This is a genomic window from Streptomyces flavusporus (assembly GCF_046267975.1).
In the GTDB taxonomy this organism is placed as follows: domain Bacteria; phylum Actinomycetota; class Actinomycetes; order Streptomycetales; family Streptomycetaceae; genus Streptomyces; species Streptomyces flavusporus.
In genome coordinates, this window is sequence record NZ_CP176503.1 from 8,220,460 (window position 1) to 8,239,629 (window position 19,170).

Annotated in this window: 19 protein-coding genes; 8 read left to right on the forward strand and 11 right to left on the reverse strand. The window is 70.1% G+C overall.

The genetic code is table 11. The features are described 5' to 3' along the window. Positions 1–58: 58 nt before the first annotated feature. On the reverse strand, positions 59–265 hold the full coding sequence (locus ACKTSN_RS38725) for a DUF5999 family protein (RefSeq protein ID WP_308040975.1): 207 nt from the start codon (positions 263–265) through the stop codon (positions 59–61). 427 nt (positions 266–692) lie between these two features. Then, positions 693–1,277 (reverse strand): hypothetical protein, encoded by a 585-nt coding sequence (locus ACKTSN_RS38730; RefSeq protein ID WP_409473330.1) that lies wholly within the window; start codon positions 1,275–1,277, stop codon positions 693–695. A gap of 561 nt (positions 1,278–1,838) precedes the next feature. Here ACKTSN_RS38730 and ACKTSN_RS38735 point away from each other — a divergent pair. Both ACKTSN_RS38735 and ACKTSN_RS38740 read left to right on the forward strand, forming a co-directional pair. Beyond that, a complete protein-coding gene (locus ACKTSN_RS38735; RefSeq protein ID WP_409473331.1) occupies positions 1,839–3,356 on the forward strand; it encodes a glutamate--cysteine ligase in 1,518 nt (505 codons plus the stop codon). A gap of 147 nt (positions 3,357–3,503) precedes the next feature. Beyond that, positions 3,504–4,304: a CPBP family intramembrane glutamic endopeptidase gene (locus ACKTSN_RS38740; protein ID WP_409473332.1), complete on the forward strand. Its 801-nt coding sequence runs from the start codon at positions 3,504–3,506 to the stop codon at positions 4,302–4,304. Here the strand turns inward: ACKTSN_RS38740 and ACKTSN_RS38745 are convergent, their stop codons facing one another. From ACKTSN_RS38745 to ACKTSN_RS38770, 6 genes are all read right to left on the reverse strand, one after another. Then, positions 4,305–5,114, reverse strand: a complete 810-nt coding sequence (locus tag ACKTSN_RS38745; protein WP_409473333.1) for a PhzF family phenazine biosynthesis protein — start codon at positions 5,112–5,114, stop codon at positions 4,305–4,307. A gap of 219 nt (positions 5,115–5,333) precedes the next feature. Continuing rightward, positions 5,334–5,987: a class I SAM-dependent methyltransferase gene (locus ACKTSN_RS38750; RefSeq protein WP_409473334.1), complete on the reverse strand. Its 654-nt coding sequence runs from the start codon at positions 5,985–5,987 to the stop codon at positions 5,334–5,336. 158 nt (positions 5,988–6,145) lie between these two features. Further along, complete coding sequence (locus ACKTSN_RS38755) at positions 6,146–7,144, reverse strand: TniQ family protein (RefSeq protein WP_409473335.1); 999 nt, start codon at positions 7,142–7,144, stop codon at positions 6,146–6,148. Positions 7,145–7,778: 634 nt separating this feature from the next. After that, positions 7,779–8,828, reverse strand: a complete 1,050-nt coding sequence (locus ACKTSN_RS38760) for a TniB family NTP-binding protein (RefSeq protein WP_409473336.1) — start codon at positions 8,826–8,828, stop codon at positions 7,779–7,781. Then, positions 8,825–10,348: a Mu transposase C-terminal domain-containing protein gene (locus ACKTSN_RS38765; RefSeq protein ID WP_409475023.1), complete on the reverse strand. Its 1,524-nt coding sequence runs from the start codon at positions 10,346–10,348 to the stop codon at positions 8,825–8,827. The genes ACKTSN_RS38760 and ACKTSN_RS38765 overlap by 4 nt, the downstream gene beginning before the upstream one ends. Before the next feature lie 353 nt (positions 10,349–10,701). Then, positions 10,702–11,454, reverse strand: coding sequence for a TnsA-like heteromeric transposase endonuclease subunit (locus ACKTSN_RS38770; RefSeq protein WP_409473337.1), 753 nt, complete (start codon positions 11,452–11,454; stop codon positions 10,702–10,704). Between the two features lie 194 nt (positions 11,455–11,648). On the opposite strand from ACKTSN_RS38770, the gene ACKTSN_RS38775 reads away from it, so the two are divergent. Then, positions 11,649–12,266: a PadR family transcriptional regulator gene (locus ACKTSN_RS38775; protein ID WP_409473338.1), complete on the forward strand. Its 618-nt coding sequence runs from the start codon at positions 11,649–11,651 to the stop codon at positions 12,264–12,266. 116 nt (positions 12,267–12,382) lie between these two features. Here ACKTSN_RS38775 and ACKTSN_RS38780 read toward each other — a convergent pair whose 3' ends face one another. After that, positions 12,383–12,811 (reverse strand): type II toxin-antitoxin system Rv0910 family toxin, encoded by a 429-nt coding sequence (locus ACKTSN_RS38780; protein WP_409473339.1) that lies wholly within the window; start codon positions 12,809–12,811, stop codon positions 12,383–12,385. A gap of 277 nt (positions 12,812–13,088) precedes the next feature. On the opposite strand from ACKTSN_RS38780, the gene ACKTSN_RS38785 reads away from it, so the two are divergent. From ACKTSN_RS38785 to ACKTSN_RS38795, 3 genes are all read left to right on the forward strand, one after another. Next, positions 13,089–13,640: a Clp protease N-terminal domain-containing protein gene (locus tag ACKTSN_RS38785; RefSeq protein ID WP_409473340.1), complete on the forward strand. Its 552-nt coding sequence runs from the start codon at positions 13,089–13,091 to the stop codon at positions 13,638–13,640. A 72-nt stretch (positions 13,641–13,712) separates the two neighbouring features. After that, positions 13,713–14,717, forward strand: a complete 1,005-nt coding sequence (locus ACKTSN_RS38790; RefSeq protein ID WP_409473341.1) for an EamA family transporter — start codon at positions 13,713–13,715, stop codon at positions 14,715–14,717. Positions 14,718–14,933: 216 nt separating this feature from the next. Then, positions 14,934–15,668, forward strand: a complete 735-nt coding sequence (locus ACKTSN_RS38795; RefSeq protein WP_409475024.1) for a DMT family transporter — start codon at positions 14,934–14,936, stop codon at positions 15,666–15,668. Between the two features lie 43 nt (positions 15,669–15,711). Here ACKTSN_RS38795 and ACKTSN_RS38800 read toward each other — a convergent pair whose 3' ends face one another. Beyond that, positions 15,712–16,410 (reverse strand): pyridoxamine 5'-phosphate oxidase family protein, encoded by a 699-nt coding sequence (locus tag ACKTSN_RS38800; protein ID WP_409473342.1) that lies wholly within the window; start codon positions 16,408–16,410, stop codon positions 15,712–15,714. Positions 16,411–16,445: 35 nt separating this feature from the next. On the opposite strand from ACKTSN_RS38800, the gene ACKTSN_RS38805 reads away from it, so the two are divergent. Beyond that, the gene (locus ACKTSN_RS38805; protein ID WP_409473343.1) at positions 16,446–17,777 is read left to right on the forward strand and encodes an aminotransferase class I/II-fold pyridoxal phosphate-dependent enzyme; all 1,332 of its coding nucleotides are present in this window, start codon (positions 16,446–16,448) and stop codon (positions 17,775–17,777) included. Positions 17,778–17,854: 77 nt separating this feature from the next. Further along, on the forward strand, positions 17,855–18,187 hold the full coding sequence (locus tag ACKTSN_RS38810; RefSeq protein ID WP_409473344.1) for a glyoxalase superfamily protein: 333 nt from the start codon (positions 17,855–17,857) through the stop codon (positions 18,185–18,187). A 15-nt stretch (positions 18,188–18,202) separates the two neighbouring features. Here ACKTSN_RS38810 and ACKTSN_RS38815 read toward each other — a convergent pair whose 3' ends face one another. After that, a complete protein-coding gene (locus ACKTSN_RS38815; protein ID WP_409473345.1) occupies positions 18,203–19,129 on the reverse strand; it encodes a DMT family transporter in 927 nt (308 codons plus the stop codon). Positions 19,130–19,170: the final 41 nt, after the last annotated feature.

Genomic DNA, 19,170 nt, shown 5'->3' on the forward strand with positions numbered 1-19,170 from the left:
CAGGTCCGCGGTCGGCCCCGGTTGTGTCCGGGCGTGCTTGCGCTGTCGCCCGTCGGCGTCAGGCGGCCGTCATCACCGGGCTGCCGTGCAGCAGTCGGTGCGGGGCGATGGCCTGGCCGTCCGGCAGAAGCTCACCGGTGTCCTCGAAGAGCACAACTCCGTTGCACAGCAGGCTCCAGCCCTGCTCCGGGTGGTGCGCCACGAGACGGGCGGATTCCCGGTCGGCGGATTCTGCGGTGGGGCACGGTGGCTGGTGCTGGCACATGGAAGGGATCTTTCGCTCTGTCGTGATGGGTGAGTGTGCTGTCGTGTCTGTCCCGCGGCGTGAAGCGTCGTTCATGGCCGCCCCCCGTTAAGTCGGTCCGAATCCAGTGTTCCCCTACGGGCGTGAATCCGCAGGGATTTCGCTGCACGGCTCCTTCATAGGTTGATGACGCATCACTCGCGCGGGCGGTTCACCTCAACTGCACTGTCCCTTCGGGTGGTTCGCAGTGGCCGGATGGGGCTAGCCCGGCCGGGTCGAAAGCCTTTCAATAGCTCGTACGGGTAATCGGCCGCTCGTGCGAGCAATGCCCCTGGCGGGATCAGCGCGGGGATCAGTGCGGTGAACAGTGCAGAACGGTGCAGAACGGCGCGTACCCCGCCGCCGGGAAATTCGGCGGCGGGGTACGGGTGCGGTTCTGTGGAACAGGTCAGGCCGGTGAGCCGAGCAGGGGCACGGGGGTCACCCGATGGGTCAGCACCGGCAGCAGCTCTGCGACCCGGTGCGGACGGTGGGCCGCGATACCGGGCGGCGCGGGGGCCAGCGGTACCAGCAGGTCCGTCGCGGCCGGGTGGCCGGCCGCGCCGTCGGCGGCGCAGTCGCCGTGCAGCCAGAGCGTGAGCATGTAGAGGCCCGGCACGGACAGCAGGCGCGGTTGGTACGACTGAGCGAGTGTCTCGGCCTGGCGCAGTGCACGTTCGGTGGAGGCGATGTACGGCCCCTCGAAGAAATGCGAGAACGCCCAGCCGTCGGGCGTGAGCATGGTCTCCGCCGCGGCCACCGCCTGGTCGCCGCACCGGATCAGGAAACGCCAGCCGGCCAGCCGGGTGACGGGTGTGCCCTTGGCGGTGATCCGGTCCAGCACGTGGACGGGCAACGGGAGTTCGGGTGTGGCGGGCCCGTGGGCGCCGCGCAGGGAGGGGGTCCGGGCCTCACGGACGGCGGTCGGGGAACCGAGTGCTGTGAGGACGGAACGAAGCGCGGGCGCGGGAGCCGGGGGGACATGCAGCGGCATGGTGGGTCGCCTCTCATTCGACAGGCAAGTAGGCGCGAGGTGGCGGGGGCGGACGGCGCTGTCAGCTCACGGGGACAGAGAGGCGAGGGCCGGGGTCTGTGCGAGAGGGGCGTGGGTGTGAGGCCTGCCGTACGCCATCTCGACGGCAGGTTCCTCCGACCGCGGGCGCCAACCTTCTGTCTTCCGCGGAGTTTATACGACATTTGTTCAGCCGGTGTTTCGTCTAAACGCTTCCGGGCACTCGCACAAGGGTTCATTCGGTCGGCGATACGTGGAAAACATCCCGATTCCGAACCGGTCGTACGGCGATGACCTCGGGGAATGCTCCCCGTGCGGTCGGCCAATTCGCGTCGGCGTTTTTCACGAGTTCCTCGCGCCGGAAAGTGTGCGGTGCACCTGCCCGGTGAATGTGCCGCCGGTCATCTCTGGTCCGAGTGCCCAGAGTAGCGGGTGCGGGCACGCGCCGCGGGCGTTACGGATCGCCCGGGCTGGGCATCATCCCCCCTGACCCGGACACCGGCGGCCGGATCTTCGGCCTGCCCACCGAGGAGGGACGCTTCGATGGGGGAGAAGGTCGTGGCGGGCGCGTTCGACCTGTCCGATCGCCAGCGCTACCGCACCAAGCTGCGGCAGTGTCTGCGGGGCCTGGAGCGGCTGCTGGAGGAGAAGCGGTTCGATCGCCCGAAGAACCTCATGGGCCTGGAGATCGAACTGAATCTGGCCGGGGCCGACGGCATGCCGAGAATGCTCAATGCGCAGGTTCTGGAAAAGATCGCAAGCCGAGATTTCCAAACAGAACTCGCCATGTTCAACCTGGAAGTCAACATAGCCCCACACAGGTTGGGCGGCCGGGTATTCGATCGGCTCGTGGAAGAAGTCCGTACGTCCCTGGCATATGCCCACCGGAAAGCGGGTGAGGTCGACGCGGGAATCGTGATGATCGGCATTCTGCCCACACTCGACCGCGACGATCTGGTCTCCTCGAACCTCTCCGACGTCGACCGCTACACCCTCCTCAACGATCAGATCGTGGCCGCCCGCGGCGAGGACTTCACCCTCGACATCGACGGCGTCGAGCATCTGACCTGCACGTCGAAGTCGATCGCGCCCGAAGCGGCCTGCACCTCCGTGCAACTGCATCTCCAGGTCACCCCGGCCCGTTTCGCCGACGTGTGGAACGCCGCACAGGCGGCCTGCGCGGCGCAGATCGCCGTCGGCGCCAACTCACCCTTCCTGTTCGGTCGCGAGCTGTGGCGCGAGTCCCGGCCGCCGCTGTTCCAGCAGTCCACCGACACCCGCCCGCCCGAACTGCAGGCCCAGGGGGTCCGGCCGCGCACCTGGTTCGGGGAGCGGTGGATCAGCTCGGCGTACGACCTCTTCGAGGAGAACCTGCGCTACTACCCCGCGCTGCTGCCGATCTGCGACGACGAGGACCCGCTGGCGGTGCTCGACGCCGGGGGCGTTCCGAAACTCGCCGAGCTCGTCCTGCACAACGGCACGGTGTACCGCTGGAACCGTCCCGTGTACGGGATCGCCGACGGCGTCCCGCATCTGCGCGTCGAGAACCGCGTCCTGCCCGCCGGGCCCACCGTCACCGACGTCATCGCCAACGCGGCCTTCTACTACGGCATCGTCCGCGCGCTCGCCGAGGACTCCCGGCCGGTGTGGACCCGCCTGCCCTTCGAGGCGGCCGCGGCCAACTTCGACGCCGCGTGCCGGTACGGCATCGACGCACGCTTCACCTGGCCGCGGCGCGGGCGGTACGGCGGGACGACCCAGGTCGAAGCGGTCAGTCTCGTACGTGACGAACTGCTGCCGCTCGCCGAGGCAGGGCTGGACGCGTGGGGCGTCGAACCGGCCGACCGGGACCTCTACCTGGGCGTGATCGAAGAGCGCTGCAGGCGCCGGGTCAACGGGGCGTCCTGGCAGGTCGCGACCTTCCACCGGGCCCTGGAGGGCGGGTTGTCGCGCGCGCCGGCGCTGGCTGCCACGACGCGGCGCTACGCCGAGCTGAGCCACCTCGGGGAACCGGTGCACACCTGGCCGGTGGGGTTGCCGGAGCCGGCGCGGATGGGGTGACGGCTTCCTTGGGCGGGGGAGCCGCGGGCCGGGGAAGGTGCGTCTGCAAGGCTGTCGTGTGGTCGAAGTGTGCGATCTTCGTAATCTCGTCGGGATGCCGACGGGCGAGGATGAGCGCGGAGCAGGACTACTCGACTGGAGGCAGGCGTGCAGGCGGAGACGGGCCGGGTGGCCGAATCCGAGCCGCAGGAGCGGCCGTCGCGACGGATTCTCCGTGATGAGACGCTGCTCGTGCTCGGGCTGTCGCTCGGTGCCAGCGGTGTGTCCGCACTGATCAGCTTCATCGGATCCGTCACCAGGCCCGGCGGCCTGAAGGACCAGGCCGCCACCCTCAACGCATCGGCCGCTCCCGGCCGCCCCTGGCTCGACCTGGCCTGGCAGCTCTTCGGCATCGCCACCGCGCTCGTCCCCGTCGCCCTCGTCGCGCACTTCCTGCTGCGCGAGGGGCACAGCCTGAAGACCCTCGGCTTCGACCGCACCCGGCCCTGGCCGGACCTGGGCCGGGGCGCCGCGATCGCCGCGGTGATCGGCAGTAGCGGCATCGCCTTCTACCTGGCCGCGCGCGGCCTCGGCTTCAACCTCACCGTCGTCCCCGAGGCCCTGCCCGACGTGTGGTGGAAGTACCCGGTGCTGATCCTCTCCGCCCTGCAGAACTCCATCCTCGAAGAAGTGATCGTCGTCGGCTACCTGTTGCGCAGGCTCGACCAGTTGGGTTGGTCGCCGGGCTCCGCGCTGGTGGCCAGCTCCGTACTGCGCGGCTCGTACCACCTGTACCAGGGCATCGGCGGCTTCATCGGCAACATGGTGATGGGCGTGGTCTTCGTCTACCTGTACCGGCGCTGGGGCCGCGTCGGTCCGCTGGTGGTCGCGCACTCGCTGCTCGACATCGGCGCGTTCGTGGGCTACGCGCTGCTCGCAGGCAGGGTGGACTGGCTGCCGACGGCGTGACTACGCCAGCAGCTCCCCCTCGATGACGGTGACCGCGCGGCCGCTCAGCAGGGTGCGGTCGCCGCGCAGTTCCGTGCGGACGCGGCCGGAGCGGGGTGAGGCCTGCAGGCCGGTGAGGTCGGGGCGGCCCAGGCGCTCCGACCAGTAGGGGGCGAGAGCCGTGTGGGCGCTGCCCGTGACCGGGTCCTCGTCGATGCCGACGTTCGGGAAGAAGCAGCGCGAGACGTAGTCGTAGCCCCGGGACGGGTCCTCGGCCCGGGCGGTGGCGATGATGCCGCGCGCCGAGTGGGCGCCGAGGGCCTTGTGGTCGGGGCGCAGGGCACGGACCGTCTTCTCGTCGGCGAGTTCCAGGAGCAGGTCGCCGACGTTCGGACCGGTGTCGAAGGCCGCGCCCGGCTCTGCGCCCAGGGCGTCGGCGATGCCCTGGGCGATGTCGGCCGGTGTGAGCGGGGCGGTGGGGAAGTCCAGGGTGACCGAGCCGTCCTCGTGGGGCTCCGCGACGAGCACACCGCTGCGCGTGGCGAACCGTACCCGGCCCTCGTGGGTGCCCGTGCTGTGCAGGACATGGGCCGTGGCGAGGGTGGCGTGACCGCACATCGCGACCTCGGTCGCGGGGGTGAACCAGCGCAGCGCCCAGTCGGCCTCGCCGCCTTCGGGGAGCGGGTGGGCGAACGCGGTCTCCGCGTGGTTGACCTCCATGGCCACGTTCTGCAGCCAGTCGTCGTCGGGGAAGGCGTCGAGGAGCAGGACCCCGGCCGGGTTGCCGGCGAAGGGGCGGTCGGTGAAGGCATCGACGATTCGAATCTGCATGGTCATGACGCTAGGGACTCCGCAACGCCGCAGGCCAAGGCCAATTCGCGAGTGCTGGCCCCGTTGCCGGGGTCGTCTGTCCTGTCTCAACGAAGTTAGTCGCCCGCATGCCGCTGACGTGTGTGGACTCGGTTGGGTGAGACGCATGGACTGGGTTCGTTGAGACAGACTCACGGTCTCGGGGTCGGAACGGGCTGAGCCGAGCAGCCCCGTGTCTCGTCAGCCGACGGTGGTCGGCGGTTCTGCAATACCGATGAAGTTCCCGGCTTTGGTCTGGATGTGGACTGACCACCCCAGCGCGGTGAGGTCGTCCGTGAGGGTCTGGGCATCGTGGAATACCTTCACGATGCGGTATTGGCTGCCGTCATCGAGCCGACGCAGCGCTGCCGGGGTCGGCTGGTTGGTAAGGACTTCCTCGTATGCGGCTGCGGCGGGGCCGTCGTCAATGAAGATTGCTTTGCCGCCCGGCGCGAGTGCGGCCGAGACGGTGTTCCAGAAGTCGGGCAACCGCGTCGGCGGGATATGGGAGAGCCAGAAGGCGAAGAACACAGTGTCGTAGCGCCGTGGCGGCTGCCACTGGAACAGGTCGGCCTCGATGAACTGGACGGTGGGGGATGTGGTGCGCGCCCGAGCAAGGGCTAATACTTCGGTTGCTGCGTCGACGGCCGTCACCGAACGTGCCCGTGCGGCAAGCCTCGGGGTCCACTGGCCCGTTCCGCAGGCCAGCTCCAGCACATCCCCGGCAATCGGGAGGTCATCGACGACAGCCAGCAATTGCTGCAGGGCCTCGTACTCTGCGTAGGGCCGGTCGTATTCGGGCGCGGCGGCCCTGTAGTAGGCCCTCTGCTCTGCCAGGAGAGCGTCGTCATCCATGCAGGTTCCTCTCATCCGGGCTCGGTCAAAGCCAATCACGCTCAGCTCGTCGGCTTGGTTGCCGCAGACACTGTCGGCCTTCACCTTTGGGCAAGGTCAAGAGTCACGAGGGTCCCCTTCTCTCGCAGCGGACCGACACCGATCCGGCATACGCACGTTCAGCAGCGGTAATAGGGGTGGAACGGGCTCCACCGTGTTTCCGCGTCGGCTTCATCGGGCTGGCGCGGTGGCGGGATCGTTTCGCGAGGGAAGAACGCGTCGTAGATCCTCGGGCTTCGGTGGAAGGCGACGAACTTGTGGGTGGAGAAATGCTGCTCCACCCATTGGATCAGGGGGTCCTTGCGGTCCTTGGGGACGTAGCCGAGAAGGATGTTTCGGACGGTGATCTGCTCGACGAGCCAGGTGACGTGGCCGGTGGCGACGGCGCGGTGTTCCCACTCCCGGCCGGCGAGAAGTCCGGCGAGCGTCACGACTTGAGGGTGGAAGACCATCGTGAGCGTCAGCTCGGGAGAGGGGAGTTTCCCGGTGCCGTCGGTGAGGATGCGGCGTGCAGTGTCGAGCAGATCGAACGGGTCAGCGGACTGCTGCAGCCAGGCGAAGTACATCTTTCGCGCATCCGGATAGGCGTTGCGAACCCAGCGGCGGCCGTGGCGGGCCACCAGGTTTCGGTGGTGTCTCTGGGCTCGTAGCGTGTCGGGGAGTCGGCTGATGTCGACTTGCTCGTCGGCGTTGGCGATGCCGTTGCCGATCCAGAGGCGGTGGCGGAGGCAGACGTTGCGGTCATGAGTGGTCCAGCAGGTCACAGTCATGGTGATGCCTGCGGCGTGGGTGCAACGGCGGCAGGCGGGACGCTGGATGGCGGTGTGCAGAGCTGAGCGCGGACGGCCGATGGCGCCGGGCTTGTCGACGGCGTCGGCGTCGGCGTCGAGGAATTCGGGCAGAGCCAGTTCCAGGGTGCCTGGGCGGACTCCGGCCGCAGCGGCGAGAGGCTCAAGGAGCGTGTTGACCGGGGTCTTCTTGGTGTGGCGGATCTCCAAGAGGGGCAGCAACTGGTCGGCGGGAAGGTGGTTGGCGGCGGCGAGCCTGTGGAGGAAGGAGTCCAGGGTCTCGTTGTGAAAGAGGGGGACGGTGCGCGGAAGCGGCTGTAGCGGTGGCACTAATCGTCGCGTTCGAGCAGACGGCTGAGGTCGGGGCGGGCTCTGAGGCGTTCACGGTGGGCCGCGGCGCGGCAAATACGTGAACACCACATCGTCTGGTGCCCACTTCCGCGCGAGGAGCTTGCCTTCCGCCGCAGGTTCTGCCCGCAGTGCCCGCACTGGCCCTTGGCCCACCGGGCTTCACAAGAGGCCTGCCTGCAAGGTTCGGAGCACCAACGAAAGGGGCGGTTGCGTTCGACGACGGTGCCGCAGTGGGCGCAGGGCGCGCTGTGGGCGGCGTGCCTGCGGGCGCCCTGGAGCGAGAGCGGGACGCGCTTCCGGCGGGCGATCCTGCGGCAGTGGTCGGAACACCAATGTGCGGGTCGGCCCTTGACCGTCTGGGAGCGCAGGGGCTGGGAGCAGATGCCGCATCGCGTGTCGGTCAGTGCTCGTTGCAGGTCAGCAAGAGGTCGTCCCGTGACCGCTGCCAATTTCTCGACGAGGGGAGGGCCGGCGGAGCCCGCCGCGCAGAGGTGTGAGCGCAGATCAGCGGGCGGGAGGTAGTTGGCGTGTGCCAGACGGCGGATGTAGGAGTCGAGGGTGTCGCCGTCGGCTGGGCGAACGTAGACCGGCAGGCTGGGAGGCGGGATATCGCTCATCGCTGCCTGACGGGCTTCCGCGCGGGGCGGACGGACTCCGCCGCGTGATCGAGAGGGATGGCGTCGAGTCCCTCCTTGGTGACGCGTTCCGTGCCGTTGAGGATCGCGTCGATCGCGGCGCCCCGGATGGCATGGGACAGAGCTCCGATCATCCCGTCGGTGCGGTTGTGCAGGTAACGGTCCAGTTTGACCAGGCTGCGCGGTGGATGGTCGTGCAGGATCAGGGTCTCTTCCATGGTCGCGATCAGCCCTTTCCATTCGTCGCCGTAAGGGAACGGGCCGGTGGGGACGAGAGTGAAGCGGCCCGCGATCTGAGCGCCCCGCGTGCCGACCAGCAGTTCACTGGTCTCCAAGTCGATCCCGGCGTAGACGAAGGTGGCGGGGATGCGCTCGGAGAAGTACTTCAAGGTGTCGGAGACCTCGGCGCCGGCCTGGGTCCTCTGCGAGATGTTGTGGATCTCGTCGACGACCACGAGACCCGTGCGGGTATCGGTGCAGACACCCACCACGGCCTCGATGATGTCGGTCATGTTCGACCGGGGACGGACCGGTAGTCCCAGGAACCGGGCGAACTCCGCCGCGACCATGCGCGCGGTCGCAGCAGGCGGAACCGTGATGTAGAGAACCGGAATTCGATCGGAGATCTTCGGGTGACGGGCCCGGTCGAGAAGTTCGTGAGCGCGGCCGAGCTGGGCGATGGCGCTGGTCTTGCCCGTGCCGGGAAGCCCCGAGACCATCAGCCCGCGGCGGGCACTGATCGCGTGCCGGTTTAGCAGGACCAGGCGACGGCCGCAGATCCGCGTCTTCTCCACGAACGACGTGGAGACCGTGAGCATCCGGGCGTGATGGTCGAGGCGGTCCTCGTCGTGAAGGTCCCGCTCGGTCGGTGACAGCTGCTTCAACTGCTCCGGGGGCAGTCGGCCCGGGGGCGGGGGCGGACCGTCGACGAACCTCCGCCACCCGGCCAGAGTGGTCAGCTGCCGGTTCGCCTCGGCGTCGGCCTCCTGCACTGTCGCGGGCCCGGCCGTTGGGCAGGGAAGGGTCATGGTCGCCTCCAGGGGTTGGCGAGCGGGTCGAACAGACCCAGCGGGATGACTTCGGCGAGCTCGGTGTCCGACTCCTCGTCGCATTCGGGCTCGGTGACCGGCGGAGCGAGGACAGGACGGTCGGTCGAGGTGGCCCGAGTTCGAGCGGCGACACGGCGGTCGCGCCGCGAACGTCTGGCCGGACGATCCTGTTCCGCAGCGGGACCGTCGTGGGCCCGCCGCAGCAGCGCTGCGGCCGCATCCGCGATCTGTTCCTCGGTGCCGCCGGGGACTTGGGCGCGAGCGTGATCCCAGGCCAGCTCACCGAAGGGGACGCCGACGCGGTGCAGATGTTTCCAGAACACGGTGATCCACCGATCGGCGCGGGAGTCGCGTACCCAGATCCGGGAGACGTCGTAGGGGTCGTAGTGGACCTCCCACAGATCCTTCTTCGCCCTCACCCCCGAGCGCTGGCGGCGCAACGGGTTCAACTCCGGGCTGTCGTAGGTGCGGTGCTTGATGCGGATCCCGTAGGCGTTGATCGCCTGCCAGCGCTCGGGCAGCAGCTCGACGTAGTCCTCCCCGCCGAGCGGCAATGGCACGTATCCGCAGGATTCAAGCAGCGTGGCGTATTTCTCGTTCGGCGAGAAGGCCCTCGCCGGTGCGTCCGGATCGCGGAGCGAGTCGTGGGGCCTGGTCTGCCAGACGGCAATGATCCACTCGTCGAGAAGGTTCTGAAGTTCGGGCAGCGACCACAGCGGCCCGCCTTCCAGGCCGCGGCCCCGGCGGTCCGTCGTTGAGCCGGTGTATCCCGCGACGAACTGGGCGAACAACGTGGCCACGGAACCCAATGTCTTCTCGATCGTGCCCTTGTCGGTCGGCGTCGCCTTGTGCGCCGGCTGCAGATTGATGCCCAGGTAACGGCAGGACGCCCGAAAGGCGTGCGAAATGAACACGCGGCCGTGGTCGCAGACGATCGTCTCCGGCACGATCACCGGGCGGGCAGCTGCATGCTCCAGCCGCTCGTCGATGCTCAGCAGCCGCCGGTGGGGCAACGCTGACCGGGACATCCGCAGGGCTTCCGTCCAGCCCGGGCGCAACGTCTCGGGGGTAACACTGCGGGCCAGCAACGCGGAGGCATCCGCGGCCTTCGTGGAGGGACGCAGCACCGCAGCGGTGATCGACCTCGTGGCGATATCGACCATGGCCGTCAGCTCGACCTTCTCAGCGACGCCGTCGTCCAGCCGCACCAGCACGTCCATCGGCGTGGAGTCGATTTGCATGAGCTCGCCGGGCGCACTGGCCGGCACTTCGCCGAACGGCCCGGTCGGCCGTGCCGCGATCGAGCGGCGGGCGCGGGCCGACCCGGTGGCGTGGGTGCCGGTGGCGAGTTTGTCGAACAACCGGTAGAGCGTGGCCCGCGACGGCAGCTCAACGTCAGCGGTCTCCTCCCGGCCGGACAGGATCTGTTTCGTCCGCCAGATGATGAAGCCGATCGTCCTCGACGACGCGTCGGCCGTCTCGGCGATCGCCCCTCGCATGGCCTCCACTACGGCCGGGTCGACCTGGCGGAAGGCCTGCGTCTGCTTGGCCGACCGGCCATCCGCCAGCCCGACCAGCCCATCCCGCTGATAGCGCTGCCGCCGCTGCTTGATGCCGCTGGCGGACACCCGGTGCCCGGCTGCCGTCAGCTCGGCTGCCTTGGCACGCTCGCGCTGTGCCAGCGAGCACTGTCTGGGATCGAACTCAGGCCGGGGCGTCGCCCCCTCCGGAGCATCCGGCGGCAGTCCGTGCAGGACCTCCAGGATGTGCCCCTCCCACCAGCGGGCTTGCTCAGCGGCAGCCTCCGGGAACTCCGCGATCCGGGACGTCGGCGGCACCCGCCTCTTCCCGGTCACCGGTCAACTCCACTCGTCAACTGCACGATCGTGCGCGGTCCCAGCAACTCGGCAGGCATGTCCTCGGCGGTCAGCTCCTGGAGCCAGAGGAGGTGGAACAACACCGGCAGTGTCGACAGCCGGTCCCCGGCCGCGTCCGCTCCAGCCATGAGCGGTCCCGGCTTTGTGAAGACCTCCCGGAGCCGGGCGGCCGCCGGTTCGCGCAGACACCTCGGGTGCCGGTAGCGCGACAGCCACCGGACATTCGCGAGCAGCACCGCGTCTGGCACCCCCAGCCGCTCGAACCTCCACCCGGCCTGGACACAGACTCGGCGCGTCAGCTCAAACGCTTCGGCGTCCTTCGGCTCGATTCGCTCGTCCGCACGGACATCGACGACCACGGCGGAGCCGTCCGGGCGGCGGATGAAGTAGTCCGGGGCGTGCCGACGCTCCCGCTCGCCGTCATGCCAGTGCAGCCAGAACGGCTGCGAGCCGATGCCCACCACGTTGGGATCGAAGTCCATCAGCAGCAGTCGGTCCCGCTCCAGCCACGACTCAAAGCCGACGTGCCGCGCGGACGTCGCCGCCCAGTACCAACCCGGGAAGTGACGCTCGCCGCGCGACCAGCGGAACGTACGTACCGGATCCACATCCTCGAACCGGCTCGTCACACAGTCCCGCAACGGACGCCGTCGACGCCCGTGTACGGCGTCGACGTACGACAACTCGATGCACGGACCTGCCTGATCCACTCCAGCCGGTACAGCCATCCAGCACCCCCAGCGCCCTCAGTCGCGCGACTAGGTTCGCTGAGACAGAAGCCCGAACGACTCGGTTCGTTGAGAAAACGACTCGATTGAGTGAGACGGGACATCGTCGTTCTCGGTTCAGGGTTGTCGAGCGAGCTATTCCGATATATCGTTGAAGCATCGCGACAGATCAACGATGGAATGGAGTGACGGCGATGCGCAGCCATGGATACGAGCGTGGGCATGGACACGGCGACCCCCGGCGTGGCCGAAGTGACTTCGACGGCCGGCGTGAGGCCTTCGGGCCGTTCGGACCCGGCGGGCACCACGGATTCGGGCCCGGCTTCGGTCCCGGACCCTGGGGTGGACGAGGGCGAGGAGGTCCGAGGGGAAGGGCACGGCGCGGTGACGTACGGGCCTCGATCCTGGCCCTGCTGAAGGACCGGCCGATGCACGGCTACGAGATGATCCAGGAGATCGCCGAGCGCAGCGGCGGGGCGTGGAAGCCCAGCCCCGGCTCGGTCTACCCCACCCTCCAGCTGCTGGAGGACGAGGGCCTGATCGTCAGCGCGACCGAGGGCGGCAAGAAGCTGTTCTCGCTCACGGAGTCGGGCCGCGCGGCGGCCGAGGAAGGCCCCGAGGCGCCCTGGGAGGCGGCCTCGCGCGGGATCGACTGGGAGGCTCTCGGCGAGATCCGCCAGGCCGGCTTCGGACTGATGGAGGCCTTCAGTCAGGTCTGGAAGACCGGCAGTGCGGAGCAGCGGGAGAAGGCGGTCGGCGTCATCAACGAGGCCCGCAAGAAGCTGTACCTGATCCTCGCCGACGAGGACTGACAGCCTCCCCGTCGTACGGCGTAAGAAGCCGTACAGCCTTGAAAAAGGGCGCCCCGCGGAACGACGATCCGCGGGGCGCCTCCGCATACCTGCCGAAAGCTCGGGCCGCGGGAAGTTCAGGCCACCAGCCCGCCCAGCTTCCGCAGCGACTCGCCCAGCGCGGCGGTCGCCGAGTCCTTGAGCTTGCCCGCCATCAGTGAGACCGCCGCGCCGGTGAACTCACCGTCGATACGGACCGTCGTGGCGTCGCCGTCGGGTGTGAGGGTGTAGCGCGTGGCGACGGTGACGGCCATCGGGCCCTTGCCGCGAATGGCCAGCACCCGGGCCGGTTCCAGCTCCTCCACGGCCCACTCGACCTCGGCCGGGAAGCCCATGAGCTTCATGTTCTCCTGGAAGGTCGCGCCGACTTCCAGGGTCGAGGGGCCGCCCTTGGGGAAGCTCGTGTGGGTCGCGTTCCACTCCCCGTACGTGGACCAGTCCGTGAGTCGCGCCCAGACCTTCTCGGCCGGTGCCTCGATGCGTGCCTCCGCGCTGACTTCGGCCATGCGACCACCTCTTCGTGTCGGGCTTGGGTGTCGCGGAACGTAGCCGCAGGGGCCGGAACATTCAATACTGATGAACCGTCAGAAAGTGTGGAGGCCGCTGGAGTGCGGTGGTTTGCGCACCCGGCGCACGGCAAGACGGCGCGCGCCCCCGCAGTCGATTCGGCGTGATCTCATCCGTAAGGAGGAGATTCCGGCCGGGGACATCCGCTCTGTGTGGGACGCAAAAATGCTTCTGCCCGGGGATGACCGGAGCCGCAGGGACTGATGGGGTGAGAGTGTGCAACCCCATATCCCCCAACAGCCGGCCCACGACCAGGGCGCCCACGGCGCGGACAACGATGCCGGGCTCAGCGCGGAGCTGGCGGCGGTGGTCGCCGGTGCCCGCAGGCGGGCCCTGAGGGACGGGGACCGGCAGATCGACACCGCCCATCTGCTGCACTCACTACTGGAGTACGACCCCCAGGTGCGCGCCGTCTTCGACGGCGGACCCCAGCTCGCCCGGCTGCTCGGCTATCTCGTGCAGCGCAGCATCGGTTACGGCCTGCGCTGGCAGAGCACCGTGGAGGACTCCGGCGCGATTCCCGTCGTACCCGAGGCCGAGGGGTACTCGCCGCTGGCCGCGGGAGCGATGTCGTACGCCGGTGAGCGGGCCGCGCGGCGCGGTGACGACCTGGCCCGCGGGGTCGATCTGCTTGCCGCGATCGTCGTGGACCCGCAGGCGCGGGCCGTCGAGGTGCTCGACCGCGCCGGTGTCGACGCGGGCGAGCTGTTCACCCGGATCGAGACACGCTCCGAGGAGTACGTCGTCGGCGGCGACACCGGCTGCTGACGCGACGCGCGGCGTCCAGCCGATGAGACAGGTGTCAAAGGGGGTGACGCTCATGTCATCGCCTGTCATCATGTGCCGGTGCGTACGTCAGTCAGCAGTCAGGGCAGCCGCGGCAAGGGCGTCGGGCTCTCGCTCGCGCTCGGGTCGGCGGTCGCCTTCGGAGGTTCCGGAGTCGCGGCCAAACCACTGATCGAGGCGGGCCTCGACCCGCTGCACGTGGTGTGGCTGCGGGTGGCGGGCGCGGCCCTGGTGATGCTGCCGCTCGCCGTGCGCCATCGGACGCTGCTACGCCGCCGTCCCGCGCTGCTCGCCGGGTTCGGGCTGCTCGCCGTCGCCGGTGTGCAGGCCTGCTACTTCGCCGCCATCTCCCGTATCCCGGTCGGGGTCGCGCTGCTCGTCGAGTACCTCGCGCCCGCTCTCGTCCTCGGCTGGGTGCGGTTCGTGCAGCGGCGGCCGGTGACGCGTGCCGCGGCGCTGGGCGTGGTCCTCGCGGTCGGCGGTCTCGCCTGTGTCGTCGAGGTGTGGTCCGGGCTCGGCTTCGACGCCCTCGGGCTGCTCCTCGCGCTCGGCGCAGCCTGCTGCCAGGTCGGCTACTTCGTCCTGTCCGACCAGGGCAGCGACTCCGGCGCCGACGCACCGGACCCGCTCGGCGTCATCGCCTACGGCCTGCTGATCGGCGCCGGTGTGCTCACCGTCGTCGCCCGCCCCTGGTCCATGGACTGGTCGGTGCTCGGGAACGCCGCCCACATGGACGGCACCGCGGTCCCGGCCGTGCTGCTGCTGGCCTGGATCGTGCTCGTCGCGACCGTCGTCGCGTACGTCACCGGCGTGCTCTCCGTGCGCCGGCTCTCGCCGCAGGTGGCCGGCGTGGTGGCCTGCCTCGAGGCGGTCATCGCGACCGTGCTGGCCTGGGTCCTGCTCGGCGAGCACCTGTCGACGCCGCAGATCGTCGGCGGCGCGGTGGTCCTGGCGGGGGCGTTCATCGCGCAGTCGTCGACGCCCGCGAAGGGGTCCGCCGAGCCGGTCGCCGGCGGCGGGCCCGAACGCGAGTTGTCGGCCCGCGGAACAGCGGCATAAGGTGCTGACCATGCATTCGGACGCACGCGTTCTTCCGCCTCCGGCCGCCTGAGGCGGGCCTCCGACCCACACGCCCCGCGGTATCTCGCCGGGCGGAACGGTGCTGCCCGCGGAAGACGTCCGCGACCCCGCTGAGCGGCGGTCCCCGAACTTCCGCGCAATTCTGCGCATTTGCGGAGAGAACACGTGTCCACTGCGTCCCCTGCTGTCTCCGGCCTGCCCGTCGGGCGAGGCCTGCTGTATCTGATCGTCGCCGGCCTCGGTCTCGCGATGTTCCAGACGGCCTACTTCGCCGCCGTGTCCGCCACCGGCCTCGCCGTCGCGACCGTGGTCACCCTCGGTGCCGGTCCCGTGCTCATTGCGCTCGGCGCGCGGCTGACCATGGGGGAGCGGCTCGGCCGCGCCGGCCTCATGGCCGTGGCTGGGGCGCTCACCGGGTTCGGGGTGCTCGTGCTCGGCGGCGGGGACACGACCGTACGGCCCTGGGGCGTCGCACTCGCGCTGCTGTCCGCCGCCGGCTACTCGGCGATGACCCTGCTCACCCGCTACTGGGGCCGTGACGGCGGGGCGGACGCCTCCCGTACGACCGTGTGGGCGTTCGCGGTCACCACCCTGTGCCTGCTGCCGTTCGCGCTCGTCGAGGGGCTCGTGCCGCACACTGCCGAACCGGCCCGGCTGCTCTGGCTCGTGGCGTACATCGCTGCGGTTCCCACGGCGCTCGCGTACGCCCTGTACTTCGCGGGCGCGGCCGTCGTACGGTCGGCCACCGTGTCCGTGATCATGCTCCTCGAGCCGGTCAGCGCAGCGGTCCTCGCCGTCGCTCTGCTCGGTGAACGCCTCACCACCGCCACACTGACCGGCACCCTGCTGATGCTCGGCGCGGTCGCGGGACTCGCGGTGACCGAGGCGCGCGGGGCACGGGCGGTACGGGAGGAGCGGCCGCTCGGGTGACGGACGGCCCAGGGCCTGTCCCGGTGCGCGCCCGCCCCGCGGGTCACGCCTGGCGGCAGGCCCGGTCGGCCACCAGATAGTCCGGGAGTTCGGTGCCGGGGGCCAGGTCCGGGTCGCCGACCGGGGTTTCGTAGCCCTTGCGCAGCGGGACGACGCCGGCCCAGTGCGGGAGGGCGAGGTCCTCGGGCTCGTCGTTGACACCGCCCGTGCGCATCTTGGCGGAGACCTCGTCGAGGTCGAGGCGGAGCACGGCGGTGGCGGCGAACTCCTTGGCGTTGGCGGGCCGCGAGTCCTGCGACCGGCCCGGCACCACGTGGTCGACGAGCGCGTCCAGGGCCTGGCGCTTCTCGTCGGCGTCGGTGACGTCGTGGGCGATGCCGTGCACCACCACGGAGCGGTAGTTGATCGAGTGGTGGAAGGCCGAGCGGGCCAGGATCAGCGCGTCGACATGCGTGACCGTCAGGCACACCGCAAGGCCCGGATCGGACTGACCCGCCATCCGCAGCGGGCGCGAGCCGGTGGAGCCGTGCACATAGAGCCGCTCGCCGACCCTGCCGTACAGGGTGGGCAGCACGACCGGCGCCCCGTCGCGGACGAAGCCGAGGTGGCAGACGTAGCCCTCGTCGAGTATCGCGTGCACCACGTCCTTGTCGTACGAGGCCTTGTGCGCGGCGCGAGTGGGAACCGTGCGGTCGGTGGCGGTGTACGAGGCCTGCGACGGCGTGTCCTGGGTTCCCTGCATGGCGTTCTCCATTGCACTAGTGCATACTTGGCTTTGTGCTAGGAGACTATCCGATCGAGGGTCGGGGTGCAGCAGAGATTTCCGCGAGCGTCGAGCGCGCGGTGGGTGCCGGTGCCCTGGTCCCGGGGCAACTGCTTCCGCCCATGCGGGAGTTGGCGTCCCGGCTCGGTGTGAACCCCAACACCGTCGCCGCCGCCTACCGGATCCTGCGCGAGCGCGGGGTCATCGAGACCGCCGGGCGCCGGGGCAGCCGGGTGCGGCCCAAGCCGGCCACCACCGGGCGCGACGACATGCGCGTGGACGTACCGGAGGGCGTGCGCGACCTGTCCGCCGGCAATCCGGACCCGGCGCTGCTGCCCTCGCTGGCGGCGGCGTTCGCAGCGGCTGCCACTCAGGCGGACCGGGAGCCGGTGCTCTACGGCGACGCACCCGTGGAACCCGAGCTGGCCCGCATCGCCCGGGCCGACCTGAACGCCGCAGGAGTGCCGGACGGGCCCGTCGTCGTCACCTCGGGCTCGCTGGACGCCATCGAGCGGGTCCTTGCCGTGCACCTCAAGCCCGGGGACACCGTCGCCGTCGAGGACCCCGGCTGGGGCAGCCTGCTCGACCTCGTCCCCGCGCTCGGCCTGCGCACGGTGCCGGTCCGCCTCGACGACGACGGACCGCTCCCCGAAGACGTGGAGCGCGCCCTGTCGGCGGGAGCGCGGGCCCTGATCGTCACGGACCGCGCGCAGAACCCCACCGGAGCCGTAGTGAGCCCTGCACGCGCGCGTGCCCTGCGCTCCGTGCTCCGTCAGCACCCGGCGATCCTGCTGATCGAAGACGACCACGGGCACGGGATCGTCGATCTGCCACTGCACCCCCTGGCAGGCGTCACCGCCCACTGGGCCTTCGTCCGCTCGGCGGCCAAGGCGTACGGCCCCGACCTGCGGCTCGCCGTGCTCACCGGGGACGAGACGACGCTGGACCGGGTCCGCGGGCGGCAGCGGCTGGGGCCCGGCTGGGTCAGCCGGATCACCCAGCGGGCGGTGGCACTGCTGTGGGCCGACGGCGCGGTGGACGCGTCGGCGGTCGCGGCGGCGTACGGGCGGCGCCGGGACGCCCTGATCGGCGAGCTCGCACGGCGTGGCATCGCGGCGTACGGGCGCAGCGGCCTGAACGTGTGGATTCCGGTGCCCGGCGAGACGGGAGCCGTCGCCCGTCTGCTGCACGCCGGCTGGGCGGTCGCCCCCGGTGCCCGCTTCCGGATGGGCGCCCCGCCCGGCATCCGGGTCACCGTCGCCACACTGACCGCGGACGAGGCCGGTCCACTGGCCGACGCGATCGCCTCAGCGGTGGGACCGGCGCCGGTGCGTAGGTATGTCTAGTGCATCGTCGGCGCTGTCAGTCGGCGCTGTGAGTGGCGTCTGGAGGCACTGTCAGTGGCGTCTGGAACCATGGCGCCATGGACGAGGAAGTCATCCCGATCCTGCGCGTGGCCGACGCCGCAGCAGCGGTCCGCTGGTACGAGCGCCTGGGCTTCGGCAAGCAGTGGGAGCACCGCTTCGAGCCGGGACTGCCGGCGTTCGTCGAGGTCGCGCGCGGCCGGATGCGGCTGTTCCTGTCCGAGCACACCGGGGACGCCCGGCCGGACACGCTGGTGTACCTGAGAGTCGCTGATGTCGACGCGGTCGCCGCCGAGTTCGGGGTGCAGGCGGCCGATGCTCCCTGGGCGCGCGAGATCGAGCTGCGCGATCCGGACGGCAACCGCCTGCGGATCGGCACGCCGGCCGAGTGACCGTCGGCGAGCGGTTCAGGCCCGCCGGACCTGTGTCAGCGCAGCCCCCGCCAGCACGATCGCCGCGCCGACCGGGGTCGACCAGGTCAGCGACTCGCCGAGGATCGCGACGCCCGCGGCCGTGGCGATGACGGGGATGAAGTAGGTGACCATCTGCGCCGTGGTCGGGCCGACCTCGGCGACGAGGCTGTACTGGACGAGCATGGCGAGACCGGTGCCGAGCGCGCCCAGGGCGGCGACGGCGAGCAGCGGCACGACGGGGAACCGGGTCGGCAGGCTGGTGAACAGCGGGGTGACGACCGCCAGTTGGAGGGTGGCGAGCAGCAACTGGGCCCCGGTGAGGGACAGATGCGAGTCGCGCGACCCCGCCAGGGTGCGGCGGACGTAGATCCAGCCGATCGGGTAGCTCAGTGAGGCCAGCAGGGCCAGCGCCGTGCCGGTGGCGTCCACTCCGGTGAAGCCCTGCCAGGCGCCGAGCACCGTCAGTACTCCGAGGAAGCCGAGGCCAAGGCCGGCGACCCGGATCCGGGTCGGCCGGTCCTCGGAGAGGGCGACGAGGGACAGGGCCATGCCCCACAGCGGTGACGTGGCGTTGCAGATGCCGGCGAGCGTGGACGGAATCGTCAGCTCGGCGTAGGCGAAGAGTGAGAAGGGCAGCGCGTTGAGCAGGAAGGCGGCCACCGTGAGATGTCCCCAGGTGCGCGCCGCGCGCGGGAGCCGCTCCCGCTGCACGATCATCGCCGCCGCGAGCACCGCCGTGCCGAACACCAGCCGGCCGAGCGTGACCTGGAGGGGGGCGTAGCCCTCGGTGCCCACCTTGATGAGCAGAAAGCTGAAGCCCCAGATCAGCGAGAGGGCGGCGAAGCGGAGCCGCCAGTCGAGGGTGCGGCGGGGGCGGGTGGCGGCGCGGTCGGCCGTTCGGGTGGTGGTGGCGGTGGTCATGGAACCAACGATGGGTGAGCGAACCTTGTAGCACAATCGAG